The 23,121-nt window shown below is 50.5% G+C and carries 17 protein-coding genes; 9 read left to right on the top strand and 8 right to left on the bottom strand.

Features of this window, described 5'->3' with window-relative positions; translation table 11 throughout:
* Window positions 1-83: 83 nt before the first annotated feature.
* A complete protein-coding gene (locus tag CX664_RS02550; protein WP_101745212.1) occupies window positions 84-689 on the bottom strand; it encodes an SOS response-associated peptidase in 606 nt (201 codons plus the stop codon).
* 3 nt (window positions 690-692) lie between these two features.
* Window positions 693-1,334 (bottom strand): tetratricopeptide repeat protein, encoded by a 642-nt coding sequence (locus CX664_RS02545; protein ID WP_145999768.1) that lies wholly within the window; start codon window positions 1,332-1,334, stop codon window positions 693-695.
* A 500-nt stretch (window positions 1,335-1,834) separates the two neighbouring features.
* On the opposite strand from CX664_RS02545, the gene CX664_RS02540 reads away from it, so the two are divergent.
* Complete coding sequence (locus CX664_RS02540; RefSeq protein ID WP_101745210.1) at window positions 1,835-3,001, top strand: 1-acyl-sn-glycerol-3-phosphate acyltransferase; 1,167 nt, start codon at window positions 1,835-1,837, stop codon at window positions 2,999-3,001.
* Between the two features lie 2 nt (window positions 3,002-3,003).
* Complete coding sequence (locus CX664_RS02535; protein ID WP_276328466.1) at window positions 3,004-3,384, top strand: YqfO family protein; 381 nt, start codon at window positions 3,004-3,006, stop codon at window positions 3,382-3,384.
* Here CX664_RS02535 and CX664_RS02530 read toward each other — a convergent pair.
* Window positions 3,359-3,904, bottom strand: coding sequence for an NUDIX hydrolase (locus CX664_RS02530; RefSeq protein WP_101745209.1), 546 nt, complete (start codon window positions 3,902-3,904; stop codon window positions 3,359-3,361). The genes CX664_RS02535 and CX664_RS02530 overlap by 26 nt on opposite strands.
* 415 nt (window positions 3,905-4,319) lie before the next feature.
* Here CX664_RS02530 and CX664_RS02525 point away from each other — a divergent pair, with 415 nt between their 5' ends.
* On the top strand, window positions 4,320-4,925 hold the full coding sequence (locus CX664_RS02525) for a CoA pyrophosphatase (RefSeq protein ID WP_101745208.1): 606 nt from the start codon (window positions 4,320-4,322) through the stop codon (window positions 4,923-4,925).
* A gap of 32 nt (window positions 4,926-4,957) precedes the next feature.
* Here the strand turns inward: CX664_RS02525 and CX664_RS02520 are convergent, their stop codons facing one another.
* The 4 genes from CX664_RS02520 to CX664_RS02505 form a co-directional block, all read right to left on the bottom strand.
* The gene (locus CX664_RS02520) at window positions 4,958-8,131 is read right to left on the bottom strand and encodes a cytochrome c peroxidase (RefSeq protein WP_101745207.1); all 3,174 of its coding nucleotides are present in this window, start codon (window positions 8,129-8,131) and stop codon (window positions 4,958-4,960) included.
* 43 nt (window positions 8,132-8,174) lie between these two features.
* Window positions 8,175-8,756 carry a chalcone isomerase family protein gene (locus CX664_RS02515; protein ID WP_101745206.1) on the bottom strand — a complete coding sequence of 194 codons (582 nt, stop codon included), beginning with the start codon at window positions 8,754-8,756 and terminating at the stop codon, window positions 8,175-8,177.
* A 179-nt stretch (window positions 8,757-8,935) separates the two neighbouring features.
* Window positions 8,936-9,409, bottom strand: coding sequence for a hypothetical protein (locus CX664_RS02510; protein WP_101745205.1), 474 nt, complete (start codon window positions 9,407-9,409; stop codon window positions 8,936-8,938).
* Window positions 9,410-9,496: 87 nt separating this feature from the next.
* Window positions 9,497-10,753, bottom strand: a complete 1,257-nt coding sequence (locus tag CX664_RS02505; RefSeq protein WP_101745216.1) for an HlyC/CorC family transporter — start codon at window positions 10,751-10,753, stop codon at window positions 9,497-9,499.
* A gap of 271 nt (window positions 10,754-11,024) precedes the next feature.
* On the opposite strand from CX664_RS02505, the gene CX664_RS02500 reads away from it, so the two are divergent.
* Window positions 11,025-16,040 carry a pentapeptide repeat-containing protein gene (locus CX664_RS02500; protein ID WP_101745204.1) on the top strand — a complete coding sequence of 1,672 codons (5,016 nt, stop codon included), beginning with the start codon at window positions 11,025-11,027 and terminating at the stop codon, window positions 16,038-16,040.
* Between the two features lie 278 nt (window positions 16,041-16,318).
* Here the strand turns inward: CX664_RS02500 and CX664_RS02495 are convergent, their stop codons facing one another.
* The gene (locus CX664_RS02495) at window positions 16,319-17,119 is read right to left on the bottom strand and encodes a cytochrome C assembly family protein (protein ID WP_163369504.1); all 801 of its coding nucleotides are present in this window, start codon (window positions 17,117-17,119) and stop codon (window positions 16,319-16,321) included.
* A gap of 231 nt (window positions 17,120-17,350) precedes the next feature.
* Between CX664_RS02495 and ffh the strand changes: the two genes are divergently transcribed.
* The 5 genes from ffh to trmD all read left to right on the top strand — a co-directional run bounded on the left by ffh (window position 17,351) and on the right by trmD (window position 23,088).
* Window positions 17,351-18,766 (top strand): signal recognition particle protein, encoded by a 1,416-nt coding sequence (ffh, locus tag CX664_RS02490; protein ID WP_101745202.1) that lies wholly within the window; start codon window positions 17,351-17,353, stop codon window positions 18,764-18,766.
* Window positions 18,767-19,081: 315 nt separating this feature from the next.
* Complete coding sequence (locus CX664_RS02485) at window positions 19,082-21,178, top strand: hypothetical protein (protein WP_101745201.1); 2,097 nt, start codon at window positions 19,082-19,084, stop codon at window positions 21,176-21,178.
* Between the two features lie 214 nt (window positions 21,179-21,392).
* Window positions 21,393-21,641 carry a 30S ribosomal protein S16 gene (gene rpsP, locus CX664_RS02480; RefSeq protein ID WP_101745200.1) on the top strand — a complete coding sequence of 83 codons (249 nt, stop codon included), beginning with the start codon at window positions 21,393-21,395 and terminating at the stop codon, window positions 21,639-21,641.
* A gap of 13 nt (window positions 21,642-21,654) precedes the next feature.
* A complete protein-coding gene (gene rimM, locus CX664_RS02475) occupies window positions 21,655-22,218 on the top strand; it encodes a ribosome maturation factor RimM (protein ID WP_244910616.1) in 564 nt (187 codons plus the stop codon).
* 99 nt (window positions 22,219-22,317) lie between these two features.
* Entirely contained in the window at window positions 22,318-23,088 is a 771-nt protein-coding gene (trmD, locus tag CX664_RS02470; RefSeq protein ID WP_101745215.1) for a tRNA (guanosine(37)-N1)-methyltransferase TrmD, read from the top strand.
* Window positions 23,089-23,121 lie beyond the last annotated feature (33 nt).

Below are 23,121 nucleotides of genomic sequence, written 5' to 3'. Positions count from 1 at the left end.
TGGGTTCACTGCACACGGCCACAATGAACGCTAATGATAGACCAGCATTTCAGCAGTGAATGGAGATTCTGAACAACGCAACCTCAGCCTTTCAGAATATTCTGGCGGTGCCAGGGAAAGCTGGCTAGAAAGGCAGAAAAACGTTCAATATCAAAAGGTTCCCCGGACAGCCAGCGCTGTGCATGAGCCTTCGTTAACAACGCCGGCATGCGCTCAGCGAGCAACATTAACGGTGGCATTGTCGGCATGGTTAATACGGCGCAGGAATCGAAAGAGAGAGTGCTGTCCACCGTGAACCGTTCCCAAAGTCCGGCCATCAGTAGCAGCGAACCATCTTTTGCGCCGATACGCCACAACTGACGACGGTTGCCCGGAGCCATATGCCATTGGTAGTAGCTATCCGCCAGAATCAGGCAACGCCTGTCCTGCCAGGCTTTTTTGAACATTCGTGACTCAGCGGCGGTCTCCACACGGGCATTGATCTGGGCCCGGGATAAATCCTGCAACCAGGAAGGGACAAGCCCCCACTTGGCCTGAGCGAGTTCAGGGGCACCACAGTCACTGTTCCGAACCAGCCACACCTGCTGCCCCGGCACCACCTGTTGCACGGGCTTCTGAGTTAAAACATCGTTGATACCGAGAAAGCCAAGGTCAACCCTGGGCAGGTTGAATGAGTAACGGCTGCACATAAATTACTCCAACTCGTCCGGCTCGGCATTCAGGTAATCCTCAATCAACTCTTTTTGCAGATAAAGAGTGGCCAACTGATCCACCAGCTGCCTGGCTTTTTCCAGTTGAACCGTATTGAGCAGAGTCTCCAGCCTGGCTTTCTGGGCTTCTGCAGAGGCCGATATTTTCGACGGGGCCTGCAGACTGAGCTCGGTCCACATATAGGCCGCGATCAGATTGCGGTCCGTGCCTTCACCATTGAGATAGGCCCGTCCCAGCTCATACTGTGCCTCAGGATTCAGCCCTTCACGCCCGGCAGCCTGCTGGAAATACTCAAAGGCCATGCCAATATCCTTAGCGGTCCCGGCAAGCCCGTCACGATAAGCCCTGCCCAGCCAGAGCATGGCTTCGGCCCGGGCTTGCTGATCGCCCTGGTAGGCAATGCGCTGCAAAGCGTTAATGGCTTTAGCCGGGTTTGTTGCCTGGCCTGAGCGGAGGATTTGAATCGCCTCGCTTAACTGTCCCTGAACCTTACCAGAAACCGACGGCTCTTTTTGTTCTTTCTGAGTCACAACACCGCTAACAGGGGTGGTAGCCCAGACCGGCCCTGCCACCGTGACCAGCAATACCACCAAACTGACAGCACTTTTAAACTGCTTCAACATGAATAATCCCTGCCTGGCATTTTTATAAATGGTCAGGTTCCGGGAACCTGAAACCGGGATTATATGATGTTCGGGAACGGTTTGCAGGTATTCCTCACAGCGATTCCCATTCCAGAGATAAAAGTCACCCGGCAACCAATTCCACCTCCGTTATCACTTCAATCGCACACATACTCAGGAATGTCCCGAAATAATTTCGACATTTTGAACTCGATCTCCGTTCATCCTGAGCTTGTCGAAGGGTGATTGGCACAATACATGAGGCCGGAGTTCACGCCCTTCGACAGGCTCAGGACGAACGTAGTTTTGAAACCCAGAAATATGCAAATTATTCCGGGGCAATTCCTTAAATGATGAACAACCTCTGGTTTGCATCCTCCCTGCGCCTCAGTTACATTACGCGACAGTGTCTATACAGACCGGCAGTCAGTCCATGAAATATAATAGCCCGTCGATCAATAACGATTTTTTCCTTATCTGACCTCAAAGCATTGGCACAAATGGAAGCTTTTGACGATATCCGCCCTTACCATGACCATGAGGTCCGGCCTACACTGGCTCGCCTGTTAACTGATAAAGACCTGCTCCAGGTGATGGCAAAGCACCGTTACCCCGGTTTAACCCGGCAGTTTTCCGGAGCCATGGCCTGGATCACCTCTCTGGCGTTAAAGTACAAAACACGGAATATCCATAATGTCCGGGATTTTCAGGCCATGATCGAGCCCTATCTGACCCGGGTGATCAAAACCACCACCCATAAGGTGTCTTTTTCCGGCATTAAGCACCTGAACAAGGACAAGGCCTACCTGTTTCTGTCCAACCATCGGGATATTGTTCTGGATCCGGCCCTGGTCAACTACGCGCTCTACCTTAACGATATGGAAACCTGCCAGATTGCCATTGGCGACAACCTGGTCAAACGTCCTTTTGTCAGTGACCTGATGCGTCTGAACAAAAGCTTTATCGTCAAACGCTCACTGTCCGGGCGACGGGAAAAGCTGCTCGCCTTCCAGAATCTCTCTGCCTACATTCATCACTGTATCGATGAAGGCCAGCCGGTCTGGATTGCCCAGAGCGAAGGCCGGGCCAAGGATGGTAATGACCAGACCGATCCGGCCATTATCAAGATGTTTAACCTGAGCCGTCGTGGCAGGCTGGGCGCTTTTGCTGACAATATTCGCTCACTGAATATTGTACCGGTCTCCATCTCCTACGAGTTCGACCCATGCGACTGCGACAAGGCCCGGGAACTCTATGAGAAACAACAGACCGGTCAGTATCAGAAAGCCGACGATGAAGATTTGAAAAGCATCGTTACCGGCATAGATGGTTACAAAGGGCATGTGCATGTTGCGTTTGGCAAACCGCTGACAGAAGACTTTGAAGATGCCGCCTCGGTGGTTCAAGAGGTTAACCATCAGATTCACCATAACTATCAGTTGCAGCCATCCAATCTGTTTGCCTGGAAAGCGATCAGCAGTGAGATCAACCAGCATGAGCAGGTTATTCAGGTTCCGGGGATCGGTCAGTTATTCCCGGCCATCGATCTGCAGAAAAAACGCGATGAATTTACCCGACACCTGCAGCGCTGCCCTGAGCCATACCGCCCCTGGTTCTTAAAGATGTATGCCCAGCCGGTGATTAATCGTTTCCGTTACGGTTCATAAACATGAAGGAATCATCTGCACAACGTGAAGCACACCTTTCTCACAAGTCTGCAACGCAGGTGTACAAAGTCTGTGTAATGATTCCCTCCCCCTGGCTTGAAACAGTCAAGGAGGCCCTGTTCGCTGCCGGCGCTGGTCGTTATGGATCCTATGATTGCTGTTGCTGGCAAACCCCGGGGACCGGCCAGTTTCGTCCCTTGCCGGGAAGCCAGCCCTTCTCCGGGCAACCCGGCGAAATCCATTCAGAAGAAACCTGGAAAGTAGAAATGCTTTGTCAGGAGCGGTTTTTAAAACCCGCCATTGAGGCGCTACTGCGGGCGCACCCTTATGAAATGCCTGCCTTCGATGTTCACCCGGTCAGTCTTGCCGTTGCGGAGGCGTAACATACTCAAGCCTCATGGGAAATACGCCTTCCCGACGATCGGCAAAATAATAGCGAAGCGTCCGGGTTATGGTAGAAAATGCCAGTTGGTCCCAGGGAATCTCATCTTCTGTAAAGAGGGCCACCTCCAGACTCTCCTCCCCCGGGGCAAAATCCGGCCGTTCCAGTCTCGCCAGAAAAAAAGCCGACAGCTGACCGACATGCACCACATTAAACAGCGTATAAAGTGACTCAATGGTAACATCCGCACAGGCTTCTTCGCGGGTTTCCCGTGCCGCACCCTCTTCGATGGTTTCGTCCAACTCCATAAAACCACCGGGCAGTGTCCAGAACCCCTTTCTGGGCTCGATTGCCCGTTTACACATCAATACCTTATCCCGGTATACGGGCAGGCAACCGGTGATAACCCGAGGGTTCTGATAATGGATGGTATGACAGTGACTGCACACATCCCGCAGGCGATGATCCCCCTCAGGCACCTTTCTTTGAGTCTTATGACCGCAGACACTGCAGTAATGCATAGAGGATCCTGTCATCAACGTTCACTCCTTGTTTCTGGCAGAGGGGTAAAAAGGACCATAAGTAGTTAACCAAATGAAATCATATATTTCTGACTAAGTTGTCAGTCACTCTGCGGCGTTGCAACTCCGGTCACATAGCTACGGCTATGCTCCCTACGTTGCGCCTTGCATAGCAACTGCCCACTTAGCCAGAAATATACGATTCCATTTGGCCAACTACTTACCAGAGTAACAAACCCTCAGGGATGAACAAACTCTTTTACAGGATACACGACGAAGAGTTAATAAAAGGCAGAATGACCATCCACTCTGTGCAGGCAACGAAACATCAACAAGCCCTGAGAACACTGGATAAATCCGGCTGAGCTACTTATGATAAATTCAAGTCCCTTGCAAGGATGCCTCTGAAGTCACCATGATGTTGAACCAGGTTGAAGAACGGCTGCTAAACCACCAGCCCAGAACAATAAATGCCCAACTGCCAGAAGCCGCAGTGCTGATACCCATTACCAATGCACCGGAACCAGAGCTGGTGTTTACCCGGCGGGCACCCCACATGAGCACCCACAGTGGCGAGGTTGCGTTTCCGGGGGGCAAGCGGGACCTGTCCGACAGAGACCTGGTCCATACCGCATTGCGAGAATCCTTTGAGGAGATCGCCCTGCCCCCGGAAGCCGTCAGAATCATTGGCCAAACCGGCTCGGTGGTCTCGCGCTTTGGTCTGGAAGTCACCCCTATTGTCGGGATTATTGCCGCAGACACACCACTAAGAGCCAATATGGCGGAGCTGGATCGTATTTTTAAAGTCCCGTTAAGCTACTTTCTGGACAAGGACAACCTGACGTTCAACCATTGGAAACTGCGCAACCAGGACTACATGATGCCGTCTTTTTACTATGAAGAGTATCTGATCTGGGGGCTGACTGCCGTGATGCTGGTGGAGTTCCTGAACATTACCCTGGATGCCGACATCTCACTGAACGCACCTCACTTCAACAGCCATTTCCCCCGGCATAAGTAGCTAACCATATGGCCAGCTACTTAAGGGATGATTTAGTTTTGTTCCAGGGCCGGGTGATAGATAACCAGTCGCTGGTTTTTGTCCGGTGTGGTTATTATTGTTGATTCCCGGTCAGGTGCAGGCCACTCAATCACCAGTTTGTCAATGCTCCTGTCCCGTCCCAGGCCAAAGTGGGACTGCCGGGGGTTGGCGGATACGTAGTTGTTCTCAAAGCGCAACTCCCGATACTGCACCCCCTGATCAGTATGCAGATAGAGCTTGGCTCCCAACGCCTCGGTATTTCCCGGTAAACCCACCAGCTTTACCGATAGCCAGTCATTGTTGTCTGTATTGTTGTTGCGATAGAACGTTGGCCTGCCTTCCCAGTTGCTGATGACAATATCAATATCGCCATCCTGCTGATAATCAAAGCAGACAATACCACGACCATCATTCACCTCAGTTAACCCCCACGCGGCAGACTCCTCTGAAAATGTCATACCACCCTGGTTAATAAACAGCCTTGGTCTGGCGTTATTAAATGCCTCGTGGCTTTGCAAAAACTGAAGGTTCTGCTGTTTCTCCAACCCGGAATTAAAAACAGCGGTTTCCGGAAGGGCACCATAACCGGTGGCATGAAAGATATCCAGCAAACCGTCGTTATTAAAATCAGCAGCACAACTGCCCCAGCCCCAGCCTCCTTTTTGCAAACCTGTTTTTTCGGTCGCTTCCCGGACGTTAAAATTGCCGATATTTTCATATAGCCGGTTTCCAGTGTATTTCCGATTCCGCTCAGCGCTGTAAATACTGCTTTCAAACCAATCCATGTCACCATCATTATCAAAATCGGCGATGGCTGCCCCCATGCCAAAACTGCCATTAATGACATTAATATCCGTAATATCCTGCAAGCCTTCAGACGTTGATTGCCAGAGTTGCGAGGTAAAAAAATCGGCTGTCAACAGCACATCCGGAACACCGTTATTATCAAAATCGACCATATTGGGGGTAAAGGTAAAATCACTATCCCCAAACAACGGCAGATCATGCTGCTGGTGAATCACGCCATCCCCATGCAATAACTCTCCATAGCTGCCTCTCAGCCCGGGATAGGCAATACCCTCAGGCCGCAGGTTACGATAGCCATGATTGCGCCACACCTGTGGCTGACGTGCTGACTTGTAGCTACGCCAGAAGGCCATCACCATATCCAGATGGCCATCCTGATCAAGATCACCAAAACTGGCGTTTAACGTCGGCCCCTGAACATTGCTCAGCACCATGGATGATGGCGCTTCAACCATATTGAAAATAATCTGGGGAAAGTAACTGCCACTGTTACCGAGAAAGAGATCGGCCTTGTAGTCACCATCAATATCTGCCACCAGCGGAGTAATGGCACCGGTTGTGTTGATTTTCACCAGCGGCAGCATCTCTTTTCGAAACCCACCGGATGGCTGCTGATAGTAGACAATGACATTCCCCTGATTATCATTGAAAATCAAATCATCCAGGCAATCGTGATCAATATCAAATGCCGATACGCCAGACCAGTTGACGATATCCATTATCCATCCGGGCTTAACCAGACCAATAACCCGCCGATGGTCCAGACCGCTGGACCGGGTGATATTCGTCAACGGTGTGGTAACAGCATCAACAGATTTCATGTCGGTGGCATTTCTTGCACAGCCATGAACGGGAGGTGGTGCTACAGCCACCCGTTCACCTGATAATTCTGGCGCTGGAACCAAAGGCAGCGCCGATTGCTTTACATCATCCGCTTTATCCTGTTCCGTAATAATGGGCTGCCGGTCAACCAGATAGTCTATACACTGACGTTTATTCACACACGAGTCTGTCAATGTGTTAAGAAACGCAATCAATGCCTCAATCTGAGACGATTTCAAATGGTAAGGCAGCCGCAGGTAACCCGGGCCTTCCTTCGCTATATTGCGGATAGTCTGAGCTAATGACGACTTATTTTTTCTGTCATCCATCTGCTGGAATTGCCAGTGCAGCGTATGCGCCTCTATTACCTGGTAAAGAGACCCGGCTGAACCATTGTGAAAATAAGGCCCTGTCAAGGCAACATTCAGCAGACTTGGGGTACGGAACGAATAGGGCATCTGCCTGAAATTGAAATTTTTACGACCGTAGTCCAGGCCGCGCCCATTCGCTCCCCGTCCGTAGGGCGCAACACCGATATTATAAAAGCGCTCATCGGACAAATTATTGCCACTGTGGCACCCTGCGCAACCGGCACCATTGCGAACTACTGGAGTAAAAAAGAGCTTTAGCCCCTCTTTTTCCAGGGGTGTCAAATCACCTTTGCCTTTTACGTAACGAAAAAAAGCATTGTCGATAAACACCAGGTGCCCCTGAAACCTGGATAATGCCTCGGTAACCCGGTCGATATGGATCATCTCCTGGCAAGTGGCTGCCTCTGACTCGGCAAACGCCTGCCGGAAAACGCTGCACCACTGCGGGTTAGACTGAAGTCGTTGTATGATGATTTCATAGAGTTCATGGTGATTGTAATGCGCATCTTTCAGGCCCTTCATTTCGAAGGGAGAGACCATCGGCAGCCGGGCCTGTGCCTGCAACAGGTTCTTCTCCTCATAGCATTCCGGTCGCACATTCGAATAGCCATTACCAAGACGCACCAGCCGTCCATTACCACCAACACCACAGGCAGGTGAGGCCGTGCCAGCGTCGGGTAACGCTTCCTGAAGGTACTGCAAACGACCATCCCAGAATAGATTCTCTCTGTACAGCGATGCATTAAATACCGTTGGTGAGTTTCTGGGGATCAGCAGCTCTTCGTATTGGTCCGGATACAGACCTTTCAGGGCATCCAGCCGCTTTTGCCCGAACAGCGTGTGGTCGTTAACGATCACACCGACGGGCAGTGCCAGACCATCACCGCCAGCAGTTTGGGGATGATGGCAACTGGCACAGGATACGGCACCACTGAGGCTTAAATCGGGGCTGAAAAATAACTTTTTGCCTAACTTCACTACTGGAGAGGTGAACGGCTCCACAGGTGTATCCGGCTCAGGTGTGCCGGTAATCTGATGGGATCTGAGCAACTTCCCGATCGATGCGTCTGAAATATCCGTTAACAGGTCAGCATCTGCAAACCGGGAGAGCCCAAAAAAGAGAACGCCAAGATAAAAGAATACGGTTTTATTGTTCATAGCAATCAGACTAATGAGTTCCTTCATTAGCTAACATCGACAGAGCAATCAGTAACTTTTGAATGGGCGTTTACCGCTTACTCCCGATAAGCTGTTGCCGGAGTTCCGGGTAGGCGGTATTGTCTGAAAGCCAGATATCCAGAAAGGTTCTGGCCAGCTGTAAATCGTCAATACTGCCCAGAAAACGGTGGCCGAAATAAAAACGTCCGCCGGATGCCGACAGCACAAAAACCAGGCGGTCACCCGCACGAACGCCCTGCCATATTTTACTGAGTTGCTTAAGCCAGCGTTTTCTATTCTCCCGGGATACCCCGAGGTGAACCCACTGCTGGTCTGTTGCCGAAAGCAACCGTTTTTTACTGATCTTTCGTCGATAGTCGATAAGCAGTGCCACATCAGTGGAAGCGGGTTTAGCAGCGTCATAACGGCCGGAGGGTGTTTTCAACTGAGCATCATAAATATCCCATAACCCCCATTTCAAGGTTGAATGCCCAACCGTCTGCCACCGCTCCCAGACAGGATAATACTGTTTATCATTTTTTATAGTGTCCCGGGCAAAACTCTTTGCAGAAAACAGAGGTATCAAAAGCACCAGCAAAATGGCTACGTTGGAAAGACCGGCAACGTAGAACCTGACTCCATTTTTTTTCATGGCGAACCCTTTGCCTTATTATGAATAGCTATTATCAGGCTATACGAATAAATTCTTCAAAAGGGTTCACAGGGTTATTGGGCAAATGCATTCTTATACTCTTGCAAAGCCTGTTGCCTGTACAACGCGCTCACTCCCTGATTTCTGTCTGACAGGCGTGGCACAGGATTCGCCAGGTACTAATTTATCTTCTTAAGGGGCGACTCTTTATAGGGCAGTGGTTCCGTCAAAACAATAGGGGGATTAGCTGCATCTTTATTCTTTTGGTCATCGCCTTCACAGTAAACACCACTATTGAGAGCTTCATTAGCCTGGCTTACGTCAAGCACCGAGGTACTTCCGGGCTGATTTACCACTGGCAATTGATTGGGGGTGGCTTCATCAGGCACAGATATACTACGGTACCAGAGTAAATCTTCAGCCGCTAAAGCCACACAAGTCGCACAGCCACCACCAACACCACCCAGACATAATGCTTTCAGAATTTCAGCTTTTGTACACAAACTGATCAGATACCCGAATGTTGCACCAGCGCCACATCCAGCGCAGAGCATGCCAGCGCTTAAAGCCACATATTCAATAGCATTCTGCCGCGCTGGCGTAATTACCGGACAAGCACTTCGAATAGTTGCCATACAGCCTGTTGCATTCATAACCTCAACCTTACTTAAGTTTATTTACCTAAACTCTGACTAGGTTGTTTGAAGAAAGTTTCCCATTCTGTCAAAAAAAGAGAGTATTCATTTCGCCATAAACATCCGGACACTCTTGATCCGGTTATCTTTCACCTGCAGGATCTCAAAACGGCAATTCTTGATTTTCCAGCACACGCTGGCCTCGGGAATGGCTTCCATCTCTTCCGTAATCAGGCCATTAATGGTTCGGGCATCGTCCGTTGGCAGATTCCAGCCCAGCGCCTTGTTAACATCCCGAATGGAGGCTGAGCCATCGATGATATAACTGCCATCCCCCTGGGGCGTAATATCCTGGCTGCTGTCGGAGACATCGGTGGTAAAGTCACCGACGATCTCCTCAAGAATATCTTCCAGGGTCACCAGGCCCATAATATCGCCGTACTCGTCCACAACCAGGGCGGTTCTCTCCTTGGCCTTCTGGAAATTGAACAACTGGGTATGCAGAGGCGTAGATTCCGGAACGTAATACGGTTCAGCGGTTTCCTGCAACAGTGTTGCCTTGTTGACCTTTTCCAGCGTCAGCAATCGGGCAATCTTGCGCATATGAAGTATACCGACAATATTATTGATATCACCGCGATACACCGGCAGGCGGGTATGCTGACAATCCCTTAGCTGGTTAATAATTTCTTTAATATCATCCTCAATATCGACACCGTATACCTCATTTCTGGGTACCATAATGTCATCAACCCGCACTTTCTCCAGGTCAAGAATGCCCAGCAACATGCCTCGGCGCTTCTTCGGCAGGCGCAGGCCGGATTCGTTCACCAGCGTCCGCAATTCTTCACTGGTCAGCTGATCCTCACCTTCCTGGCCCGGCCGTATCCCTAACGGCCTCATCAGCAAAGCGCAGATCCAGTTCACCAGCACCACCATCGGATAGAGCACTTTCAACAGAGGAACCAGCACCATGGATGCCGGAAAGGCGACCTTTTCCGGATACATGGCAGCGATGGTTTTGGGCGTCACCTCACCGAAAATCAGCACAATAAAGGTCAACCCCAGGGTGGCAATAGCAATACCGCTGTCTCCCCAGAGACGGACAGCAATAATGGTGGCCAGGGCAGAGGCCAGAATGTTAACAAAATTGTTGCCGATCAGAATGACCCCAATCAGTCGATCAGGTCTGTCCAGCAGGCTGCTGGTTCTTTTCGCTGCCCGGTTACCCTTGCGGGCAAGGTGCCGGAGACGATAGCGATTGATGGCCATCATCCCGGTTTCCGAACTGGAGAAAAATGCAGAAAACAGCAGAAGAAAAATCAGTGCGCCTATCAATGCGCTTAAGGGTGCTTCACTCAACGAGTTGTCGCCTTTTGTCAGAACCAATGCGGTAAAATCACCTATTTTACCTGCTTCAGGGCGAAGTCCCAAGCCCGGGTGTTTGCCAATATGCAATGAGCCAGTACTTTTCTGACTTCGTATGGTTACCGAACCATGAAAAGCCAGCAGGTGCATTGGACGCTTTGGCTGTAGAGGGAACTAATTATTGGGTGAACTGTCAAAATTATTATTCATTCGGTATGACTTAATCACACCGGTACGGCAAGGATAGCCAGAGGAGGTAACAAGCATGGATCCGCTCAGTGTTAGAACACTCGCCTTTAAAACAATAGATGCAACAAAAGAAAAAGAGTTGCCTGATCAACGTTGTGTTAGTTTATCTAACCAACTTGTTAAGACAGGCACCGCCTTTGCCAGAGAAGTTGGAAAAAGCGAAGAGGTAATCCTGCCGATTACTAGTTCTTCTAATCAGGCTTTGAAAACCAATGTTGATTTCACCAATAAGCCTGAGCCTGAAGTAGCAGTCATTAATAACCCAGCTGTGAAAATCACTGAGACAGCACTGACAACGCCGACTATTGAGCCAACAAAAATCCCTTCGAAAGCAGCCAAAGCCGAAACTGAGTCGTCCAATCTTCCGATCATTGATCAATCGTTGATTGACTCCAGTGATATCCCGAAAACCACCTTGCTACAGCATTATTTTCCATCCAGTCTCTCACCTGATGCCCAGACCATTGCCCGCCCCGTTCATGGTGTCCAGCACAGTTGCCGGACGGCGATCTGGGCCGTAGCCCTGTTGCAACAGCGTAAACAGCACGGCGATCCCCAGGCGCTGGCATTTCCCGACAACATGGTACCGCTGCTGATCAAAGCCTGTCTGTTTCACGACACCGGCCGTGAAGGCGATGGGCTCGATACGGAGGAGTGGGAGCGAGCCAGTGCTGACAACCTGATGGAACACCTGCGCAACTGTGGCATGGCGCAGTCTCTGGCCTGGCAGTGTGGTGAAGCCATTTGCCACAAGGATAACCCTGAGGGCTGCGAGCTTCTGCCAGAGGCGATACAGACCCTGCGCAGTCTGCTCCATGATGCGGATACACTGGAGGTTATGCGGGTAAGGGATTGTTTTTACATGGACCGGCTGGAGTGTTTTGCTGCCTGTCAGGATGATCACCAGAGGAAAGAGTGGCGCACGCTGGCTGAAGAGGTCTGCCGGGTGATTGCCAGGCAGGGTGACCTCTGGTTTCCGATCAAGTTGCAGGACAGTGCCACAGATCGCGAACACTTCTTCAGCATCGGTGCCGCCAGCAAGTGTGAAAACAGGAAAAAACAGTGGGAACACCATCCTTCGCCATTCAGTTATCAGCTTCACAGCATAGGTGAACAGTCCGCTGTTATCCGGGCGTTAATCTCCCCTTATACCGAACACCCGGCAGAACCACAGGCACCCTCTTTCTCCCTGGCACAACTGACTCCACCCGGTGCGGATATAAAAGAGTGCCAGGGCAGTTGGCCAAAAGGGCTGTATAGCGACCCCGTTAGCCAACAGGTCTATTACATCAAACCGACCAGCGGTGAGCTGAGTGCGCAAAACCAGCGACTGATGGGCAACCTGGCCCGACTGCTGGGCATCACCGTACCCGAGAGCTTTGTGCATCAGGAACAGGGTCATTTTTATCTGGTCAGTGCTGTCCCCGAACAATGGCAGGGTAAACTCAAAGGCGGGGAGGAGACCCTGCGCTCCCTGTCTTGTGAACAGTGGGCCAGATTACTGCTGATTAATGTGATTGTCGGTAACGAAAGTATGGTGAACAGTGACTGGGAGGGCATTGAACTGACCCCGGAAGGGGAACCGGTGATGTTCCACTGGGACTTTGCCGGGATGGCGACTCGCTACCCATGTCCTGAGAAACCAGACCCCGCCCCCAAAGCGGATGATTTTTCCTCCATGCCGATGCTGCTGAATAAACTGCGAGACCCTCAGGCGCCCCCCATGAACTCGCTGCCCATCCACAACCCCTGCGTCGATATCCTTGCGCAATTGGATGATGACTTGCTGGGCCATACCCTGAAAGATATCTTGCACCAGGTTGACTGGCAGGCCCTGGACCGGCTGATCGAACACAGCGGTTTCCTGCCCGGTGACCGCAGCTGGTTAAGGCAGACCATTCACGATCGTATTGCCTGGCTGACCACCCGCTTGCCCAATACCCTGGCGGCAGATGAGCGGGTATCCATGGCGGAATACAAGGCGATTGAGGCGGCGGGTATCCGGGGTGGTTGGCTGCCGGTCAAAGGCCGGGATATCCAGGGCGGACAGATTGGCATTAGCCAGTTACTGGATGCCAATGGCCAACCCATCACCCGGATGACCCTCAAGTTATCACAGGAAGCCGGCAGCAAACTGGCGGATAACCTGGCCCTGGAACGGGGATTGCACCGACTGGCCAGCCAGGTTAAATATGTCAACCATACCCTGAACGTAAATTACCGCGACTGGCGCAGTGAGCTGACCAGCCTGGCCAATGACTGTGACGGCCTGGCCAGGCAGCTAACCAACGATAAAACACGATGGGGTAATGAGCATCACGATACCATTGACAAGACCGTGGTGACTCTGCAGGACATTGTTGAAAAGTGCCGGGCAGCGTTAACTGCTGACGTGCCGTCCATTGAAAAACTGCCATTAATTAAAATTCCCCTGCCTGCTCCTGAGTTTCCTGCACGAGTCAGCTCAAGAACCGGCGAAGAAGTTGAGGCAAAAGTACAACTGGCGGAATTCAGCCACGGTTTTGCCAAACTGACAGGCCAGAGCGTCAGTTACCTGGATCAGGAACAGCTGGATGAAGGCGGCCTGACTGCCTCACCGGTACATGGGGTTGAACTCGAAGCGGACGTCTGTGAGGGCGGCAGTCTACTGTTTTTTCCTCCGAACCTGCCTGATGCCCTTACCTTTGAAAATCAACTGATCATCACCTTTCCAGGACACGATAAATCAGTGGTTGAGGCGTTGTTCAGGGAACTGGCAATGCTGGGCATTGATGGCGAGCGGCCAAATACTGTTGACCTGGAAGAGCAATGGCTGGACGCCCTGGCCGACTTCCACGGTTGCCTTGGTGATATGAACCTCGCCGTGGCAGCGGATATCAATATTCCGGTAAACACCAGCAAAAAAGCGTTTCTTAAACGGTTGCTGAACCTCAGTGACGAAAAACTGGATTGTTTCAACCATTCCAGTATTCGCGCAGGACGTTGGGTGCATTACGGCCCGGGGTTTCCCCATGGCATTGGGGCAGACCCAGCAAGGAAGTTCTGCCCCGGCCACAGTATAAACTTTTCTCCAGACCGGCTCCGGAGCATTAAAGAGTTGGTGAACGAGAGCCTGGAAAATGAAGCAGCTCTGATCTCCTTTGGGCGACGTACTCAGATCGGGATAAAACCGTCCGGGAATGCCGCGGGTATGCACTTCAGAATAAATTTCAATACAGAACAAGTATTTACCCGAGTTATGGAGATAATGCAGGCAGAAAATCTGGCGGATCAGTCCAAAAAAGAATTCACAGGTGCCATGTCTATGGTCCTGCAACCTGAAGCGCTCCGCCGCCTGGATACAATATCTTTTAAAAATCACGATCCTTTCAGTACATGCCAATACCCCGAACTGAAAGCCTACATCCACAATCAGAAAGTCATTCCGCAGTCAACGGATGATTACCAGAAATTGGTTCAGGGAGATGCGGGGCAGGAAACTTGTTTTTCCAATCCTCTGTCCTTGCATGATGAGTTGAACAAACTTGAGATCAGTTCTCCTGAAGATCAGCAACATCTGTTGCATTCACTGAAGAAACGCTATAGCCACTGGCCCGACGGGCGCCCGCTGGAACAGCTTTTTCAGCAATCCTGGTCCAACTGCTACCATGAGTTAACCTATAAATACAGCAAGGTTGACGAAAACTTCAGAAATCTCATCAAGGCTTGTGGCAAAGAGAGCATTCAACGGCTGGTTGAGCAAAACCCCCAGCTGTTGGAGGGACAGCTGGATTCGCTGGATGGGTTGCAACTGAAGGGTGATTATGAAATATATGGCATTGATTTCCGCCGCTGTTCCATGAACGGTACCGTGTTGCAATCCGTTAAATTCAAGGAGTGTAAATTTGATACCGCGGTGTTAAACCGCGTCACTGTTGAAAATGTCAGATTTAGTGCCTGTTATTTTGAAGGTGAGCAATTTTCATGGTCGGTATTGGACAATGCTTGTTTTGACCCGGACACCGGGATTGACGGCTGGGTATTTGAAAGTACAGACCTGCTTTCCCAAATCATATATCAGTCGTGTGTTAATCAGCAGGAAGAGTTCAATCTGGCACAATGGCTGGAGGTGATGATGAAAAATCATTTTTTACGGGGCCCCTCAACACCTTTGGACGATTTAAGCCAGGATATCCTGTCACAACACAAGGAAGAAATCATCGAAGCTTATCCACAGCAACTTAGCGGGATTATCCGGGAAAATCTCAATATTAAATTCATAAATACTGGCCATGCAATGGGTTTTATCAGGAATAACCCAAAATTCTATGATGCCAGCAAAATCAAAGATCTCAGAGATTTATATTTAGATTTCAGAACCGTCTTGCTAAGAGACGGACATTATCCGGGGGGGAAAAAAGGCCCATTGATTGAATTAATGCCACGGGTATCCGGTGAGTGCAATGGTTTGCCTCTGGCATCGGGTAAGTGCAATCAGTTGCCCCGGGAAGCATTACTGGTGTTGATGTTAAACATTATGAATCTCTTGATGTTCCCTCAATCCGATAATGACTACAGGGAATTCGGCGTCAATACCCACAGCGCAGATGATCAAAACGATTGCCGGAAGAACATGTCTGAGTCCAATAACGGAAGCACAAAAAATAACGCAATACCGTACGCGGAATTAGATGGCCTGCCGCTTCATCATCTGAATGCTTACAGAGCACAGTTCTGTCGCTATAACCTCCAGAATTACCGGAATTACCTTGATAAGCTCTGGGAAGAATGCTCAGAAGAGAGTCAATTAACCATAGCCAGGCACTGCCTGATTCAGCAAAATGTTGCCGTTAGCCACAATACGACAAGGAAATTTATGCATTTATTGCTGACAAAAAATCACCAGGAAAAATCTCTGCTGGACAACTATAACGCTAACATGGCAAAGCACATAAAAAACCAGCAGGCGTACAACCAGTTGATTACGGATCATTTTGGCTCATGGTTACGTGACAGGACAGTGATTGACACATCCCTGCCAACCACGAATTAAGACGGAATCGGGATTCAAGAACTGAAATCGCGAATTTGGAAAATTATGTCAACGGTGCCTGAAATATTCGGCAATGTACCGACCAGAGCAGCGATGACTGCACCCGCTATGTAGAGAGGCGTCTCTACCCTGGCAATGTATGGTCCATGGATTTAACCGGAGAAGGCCCACTGTCGCTGACCGCGGCCGATGGTACTGCATTGCACAACATGACGTTCTGACTTACCAGCTAATCCCATGCCCGGCATGGGATTGCTGTTTGCGCTCGGCAAGCCCCTTCAAAAGCAGGACTGCCCGGAAACCACGCAGTCAAGCACCAGCCTTGAGCCAAAGTAAGCAAGCACCAGAAACAGGACGCCGGCCAGAGTCCAGCGAACGGCCGTCTGCCCACGCCAGCCAAATCGCCAGTGGCCAATCAACAGTGCCGCAAAAAGACACCAGGCGGTGATGGATAATATCGTTTTATGCACCAGCCGCTGGGCAAACATATCTTCCAGGAACAGAAACCCACTGCCCAGCGAGAGTGTCAGCAAAATAACCCCAAGGACCAGAAACTCAAATAGCAGCCGCTCCATGGTTTGCAACGGCGGCAGTGTTCTGATGGTATGCCGGTGAGTACGCAGCTGGTGTTCCTGGAAGGAGAGCAGAATGGCCTGAAATGCCGCCACCATCAGAATGCCATAGGCCATAACCGAAAGAAGCACATGGGAAACCATGGATGATGCGGTGTTCCAGACAATATGTTCAACCGGTGCCAGCAGGGCCAGCACAATGGCCAGCATGGTGACCGGCAGAATCATCACCAGCAGGCTTTCCGAGGGTTTTTTCAAACTGCTCAGGAGCACCATCATGGTCACCATCATAGAGGTCAGCGATCCCATGGTGAACACGCCAAGGTTGATGCCCCGCTCAGTATGGATGGAGATGTATAACGCAATAATGTGGAAAATCAGGCCAAGGGCGGTAATCAACAGAACCAGCGATTTGGGCATTTCACGCCCACTGTTTCGCAACCCCTGTCCAACCGTGCCTGCCAGATAGCAACCAAGCGCACCCATACTGACGAACAAGACACTCATTAGCGAAAGCCTATTTATCCCCAAAAGCAGCAAAAAAAGCAGGAAGCCCTGTAAGACCACAGGCTTCAACGTAAAGCAGCATCGGCAGTTTGTCATATTACCCGGCGCTAGACAAACAACCTTTCACCGGATCCGCTGAAATGGATGCCGCTTTAGTTTTGATTCCTATATAATGGCCGACATTCTGTGCGTTCAACCGCATAAACACCTTAGATCAGGGTAATTCCCAGAATGTTCGAAAATTTAACCGAACGCCTGTCCCGCACACTGAAAACCGTAACCGGGAAGGCCAAACTCACCGAAGACAATATCAAGGACACCCTGCGCGAAGTGCGCATGGCCCTGCTCGAAGCAGACGTGGCCCTGCCGGTGGTTCGAGAGTTTATCAACCGGATCAGGGACCGGGCCATCGGGCAGGAAGTTCAGTCCAGCCTCAGCCCGGGCCAGGCGTTTGTCAAAATTGTCCAGAATGAACTGATTGAGGTGATGGGTTCGTCCAACGACGAACTGAACCTGGCCACCCAGCCACCGGCCGTGATCCTGATGGCCGGTCTGCAGGGTGCCGGTAAAACCACCTCTGCGGCAAAACTGGGTAAATGGCTGAAAGAGCGCCAGAAGAAATCCGTTATGGTGGTCAGTGCTGACGTTTACCGTCCTGCGGCGATCAAACAGCTGGAAACCCTGGCCCAGGAAACCGGCCTGAATTTTTTCCCGTCGTCTGCTGACCAGAAACCGGTAGATATTGTTAATGGCGCGATTCATGAAGCCCGCATCAAGCACGCGGATGTCCTGATTGTCGACACCGCCGGTCGTCTGCATATCGATAACGATATGATGGCTGAAATCCAGCAGCTGCACAGCGCCATCAACCCCATAGAAACCCTGTTCGTGGTGGATGCCATGACCGGCCAGGACGCGGCCAATACCGCCAAGGCGTTTGGTGATGCCCTGCCATTGACCGGTGTTATCCTGACCAAGGCGGATGGGGATGCCCGTGGTGGTGCAGCGCTGTCGGTGCGCCAGATCACCGGCAAGCCCATCAAGTTTATCGGTATGGGCGAGAAGACCGATGCCCTGGAGCCTTTCTATCCGGACCGTATCGCCTCCCGCATCCTGGGTATGGGGGATATTCTCTCCCTGATCGAGGAAGCCGAGCGCAAGCTGGACCGCAGCAAGGCGGACAAGCTGGCCAGCAAGCTGAAGAAAGGCAAAGGCTTTGATCTGGAAGATTTCCGTGACCAGCTGCAGCAAATGAAGAAAATGGGTGGACTCAGCGGCATGATGGACAAACTGCCCGGCATGGGCGGCATGGCACCACAGCTTCAGGGTCAGATGGACAACAGGATTTTTGTCCAGATGGAAGCCATCATCAACTCCATGACCCCGGCTGAGCGCGCCAACCCGGACATCATGAACGGATCCCGTAAAAAGCGCATAGCCGCTGGTTCCGGTACCCAGATCCAGGACATCAACCGACTCATCAAGCAGCATAAGCAGATGAGTAAAATGATGAAAAAAGTCACCAAAAAAGGCGGCATGAGCAAACTGATGCGGGGCATGTCGTCCAGGAAAGGCCAGCTACCCGATGGCATGGGCGGAATGGGTGGCATGATGCCTCCCGGTGGCGGCAAAAAGTTTCCGTTTTAACAACCCATTAATTGCCAGCTCCAAAAACAGGGCTGGCGCTTTGAATTAAATGGCAATTTTTCTTGAACACCGTAATTTATTTCAATCCCGAATAATAAATAAAATCCACATTCCGAACATTTACGAATTTTTGCTGTCTAAATATCTGCGTAATTAGAAATCAAGTCAGGTAAAGGACCTCTGTTTTTAATCACTGCTCCTGTTCAAAGACCCAAATCCGGGTAAATGAATAAGGCATTTATTTTAACAAACCAAAACGAGCAATGACCTTATAACAAATTAAATTTTGACCATCAGTTTAATGGAGTATTCGAAGTGGATAAGATTACCCGGCCCAACCATGATTATTCAAGCTGGCCAGGAAGCCAACCTGACCCGCAACGCCAAGACTTAACATCTGGCCGTCCACGCAGCAACAGTCTTTGCCTGGGTGCACTCAGCTGTACAAGAGATGGTGCCAACTGCACCGGCATGAGTGATGTCGGCAACATTCCGATTCAAGATCGAACGATCGAAATTCCCGTTCACCAGCCCACACCAAACTCCGCCCCTACTCCAAAGACTGATACCAGATCGGAAGAGACATCAGCTCATCCCAGTCAGGACACCCCCCCATTATCTCCTCCGGAGAGCCCCACTCCAACAGCTGAAGCTAGCTTGCCTTATCTAGTCTGCTATAACTACCTGATGCATCATCTGGGAACTATCACGCAAAAGCAAAAGCCTGATCTGAAGAAGCCAAATGTTGATCCACAAGAGCGAAAGTCTGATCCACAAAAACAAAAACCTGTTCCAAAACCTCGAAAATCTATTGGTGCAAAATCTCTCCAGCAAACGCAGAAACCTGTTCCGAATCAGCGAAAATGTATCCCGCAAGAGCAAACACTTACCCAGAGCGATATGGCCAATCGGGAGGGGCAAGGAGTTAAGGAGCCATCGGAGAACGCAACCAGCGCTGCCTGCCCTTCTCCGACACCACAGCTAACACACTCATTCGGCAATGTTTCATTAACCATGTATTCAGGCATCCAGGCAAAAAATAACAACTGTTCACTGGCTGCCTTTTTTATGGCTCTATCAAACAACGGAGCATTGAATACATTGATTGGCGAGATTGAAGCCGGAACCAGTAAACTAAAATCGAAAGGCAAAATGCAAGAAGCCAATACTCTGGATGAATTTTTACCGATATGTAGACATTTTCACTTTGATGAAAATACCAATGGCTACATTGCCGATGAGGGCCTGGACCGCATAAGAACACTTTTCAAACTCAACAATGGAACACTCAGCACGCCCCTTTCATTACCGGAAATTATCAAAGCAATCCTCGAACACATCTATGATTATCCGGATGCTGGAGAAGTCCCATCCCGAAATTTCGATATCCTTAGAGATACACAGTCATCTTTAAAGCACAAAATAGTATCGATTGATGCCGCAGATGGCTTCGTCATTATCAAAAGCACACAAGAACCAGTCAGCAGTCTCAGGGATGATAGAATTCCCTCAATTGCGATACCAGAAGGCCTGACCAAGGTAGTGAAAAATAAAGAACAACCAAAAGGACCTCCCCCCTCCAACCCGCCAAAATTTGTTTGGACTGTCGACGAATACAAACGGGGTGAGGATCTTGCCATAATATGTACGGATAAACATGAAAGCAGCACAGGCAATCTGGTCAGTAGAAAATTTGAATATTTTGGTGATCCGGTGAATAAATTGAGGGTGATGGAAGCCGATGTTGTAAAACACTATCTCTATGGCGACTTTCCTCGTACCGTTAGTTCATCATTTATCAACAGCCGGGGAGAGCAGATATTCGTTAATCATACGCTAACCGGCTTTAACAAAGACGAACCGGTAAGTGGCAGAATAACCACAACCACGTCTCGATGGGCAACAACCCTGCAAGAGCTGATCGATAATTGGCTCAGGAACACTAAGGAAGGAATGGAACTTGATGATTGTGCATTCAAAGAGTTGTTACCTGATAACCATCACTCCCCGGAAGTGTTGTTGGTTACCATCCCCAACTTTGGAACCGAGGTTAGAGCCAACCTGGAGTGGTGGAAAGATGTCTCTATTCCCACTGCCAACGGAAAAAAGAAGGATTACGAAGTCATTGGCGTGGCCACTATTGAAACAGGCCATTTTGTGGGCTGGCGTGTAGAAGGCAACGTCCTTCATTATGCTGACTCCATGGGAAACATGGAAGGCACTGAGACCATTCCCTTAGTCGTCAAAATGCCGCTGACCGGGGCTGAAGAAACTGAAGAAACGTTACAAGCCGCTAATAATGACAGTGAAAGTCAATTCGATGCCTATTGCTCGGCAAGCCGAAGGGTCGCCAATCTGGGGAAATCAGCAGCACTGGTCATTCTGAAACAAAAGCCTGAGTCATATGGTTAGCTACTTATTGCCTCCTCCCCCGGTTTTCCCTACAATATGCGCCCTTTATGATTGGCTTGAAGCCGATCATGGATTGGCTGACGGATGATGAAAAAGGAACTTTCCTCGCTCAAATCTGTCTCGACTCTTCTGGGTTTCAGTCATACGTCCTGCGCGTCTGGCAAGTGAACACAGAAAACCAGTTGCCGGAAACAACTATAGGAAACCCTATTCCATGGTAACCATTCGTCTTGCACGTGGCGGCTCTAAAAAGCGTCCATTTTACCACCTGACCGTGGCTGACAGCCGTAACGCTAACGGCGGTCGTTTCATTGAGCGTGTAGGCTTCTTCAACCCTGGCGCTCGTGGCCAGGAAGAGCGCCTGCGTATTGATAACGAGCGTGTAGAATTCTGGCTGGGCCAGGGTGCTACTGCATCTGACCGCGTTGCCCAGCTTCTGAAAGAAGCCAAAAAGGCTGCGTGAGGTTAACAACCCAGTGACAACGGCAGTAGAGGGCGCTGTGAAGCGCATTGCGTTAGGCCATATTTCCTCCGTATTCGGGGTCAAAGGCTGGCTGAAGATTCACTCCAACACCAGCCCGATGGAAAACATCCTCAACTACCCACGCTGGATTCTTGACCCTGCTGGCCAAAAGAGCGGTGATATTAAAACCGTTGAAATCGATCAGGCCCGGCCACACGGGAAAGGTCTGATTGCCCATATCGTCGGTTGTGACGATCGTGAGCTGGCCCGCAGTTACTGCGGTTACCAGATTACCATCAGCGCCGATGATCTGCCCGAACCGGAAGATGACGAGATTTACTGGCATCAACTGGAATCACTGGATGTTTTCTCCCGCAACGCTGAGGGAGACAATGTTCTGCTGGGCAAAGTCAGCCACCTGATGGAGACAGGTGCCAACGACGTACTGGTCATTCGCCCCACAAAAGGCAGCATTGACCGTCGAGAGCGTCTGGTACCCTGGCTTACCGGATCGGTGGTGCTAGACGTCAATCCTGAGAAAGGATTTATCCGGGTAGATTGGGACCCGGAGTTTTAACTGGCCATGACGACTCAACACTCACCCCTTGATGAGCCAGCCGGAGAAATACTGGCTGAAACTCATCAGGAGGCAGACAAGAGCGCCATGGACATCGGAATGTGGTTCGGTGTCGTCAGCCTCTTCCCGGAGATGTTCCGGGCCATAACCGGGCACGGTATTACCGGCCGCGCGGTTAAGGAACGGCTGATTGAGGTACAGACCTGGAATCCCAGGGACTTTACCCATGACCGGCACCGAACTGTGGATGACCGACCTTATGGCGGTGGTCCCGGCATGTTGATGAAAATTCAACCTCTGCGTGACGCCATCCATGCAGCCCGCAAAGCTGCAGGAACCGAGGCCAAAGTGATTTACCTCTCTCCCCAGGGTCGCATGCTCGACCAGAAAGGAGTGGAGGAGCTTGCCCAAAGCAAGAAACTGATCCTGGTCGCGGGGCGATATGAAGGTATTGACGAGCGGGTAATCCAGACCGAAATCGATGAAGAATGGTCTATTGGTGATTACGTGTTAAGTGGTGGCGAACTCGCTGCCATGACTCTGATTGATGCAGTATCACGCTTTGTACCGGGCACCCTGGGTCATAAGGATTCCGCTCAGGAAGATTCATTTGCTGATGGTCTTCTTGACTGCCCGCACTATACCCGTCCTGAGCTTTTTGAAGGACAGGAAGTGCCGCAAGTACTGTTATCAGGCAACCATGCACTGATTGAGCGCTGGCGACTGAAACAGTCTCTGGGCAGAACCTGGCTGAGACGGCCTGACCTGTTGGAGAACCTTCAGCAAACCAGGTCACTGACCAGCGAGGAAGAAAGGTTGTTGTCGGAGTTTATTGCTGAACACTCAGCCAAGAGCCACGACAGTGCCTGAGAGTTTGACTCTCAAGCCAACCAGATTGTGCTA

Origin of the sequence: Endozoicomonas acroporae (genome assembly GCF_002864045.1) — a bacterium.
Classification (GTDB): domain Bacteria; phylum Pseudomonadota; class Gammaproteobacteria; order Pseudomonadales; family Endozoicomonadaceae; genus Endozoicomonas; species Endozoicomonas acroporae.
Note: the sequence above shows the minus strand (reverse complement) of the source record. Positions and strands in the feature narration are given on the sequence as shown.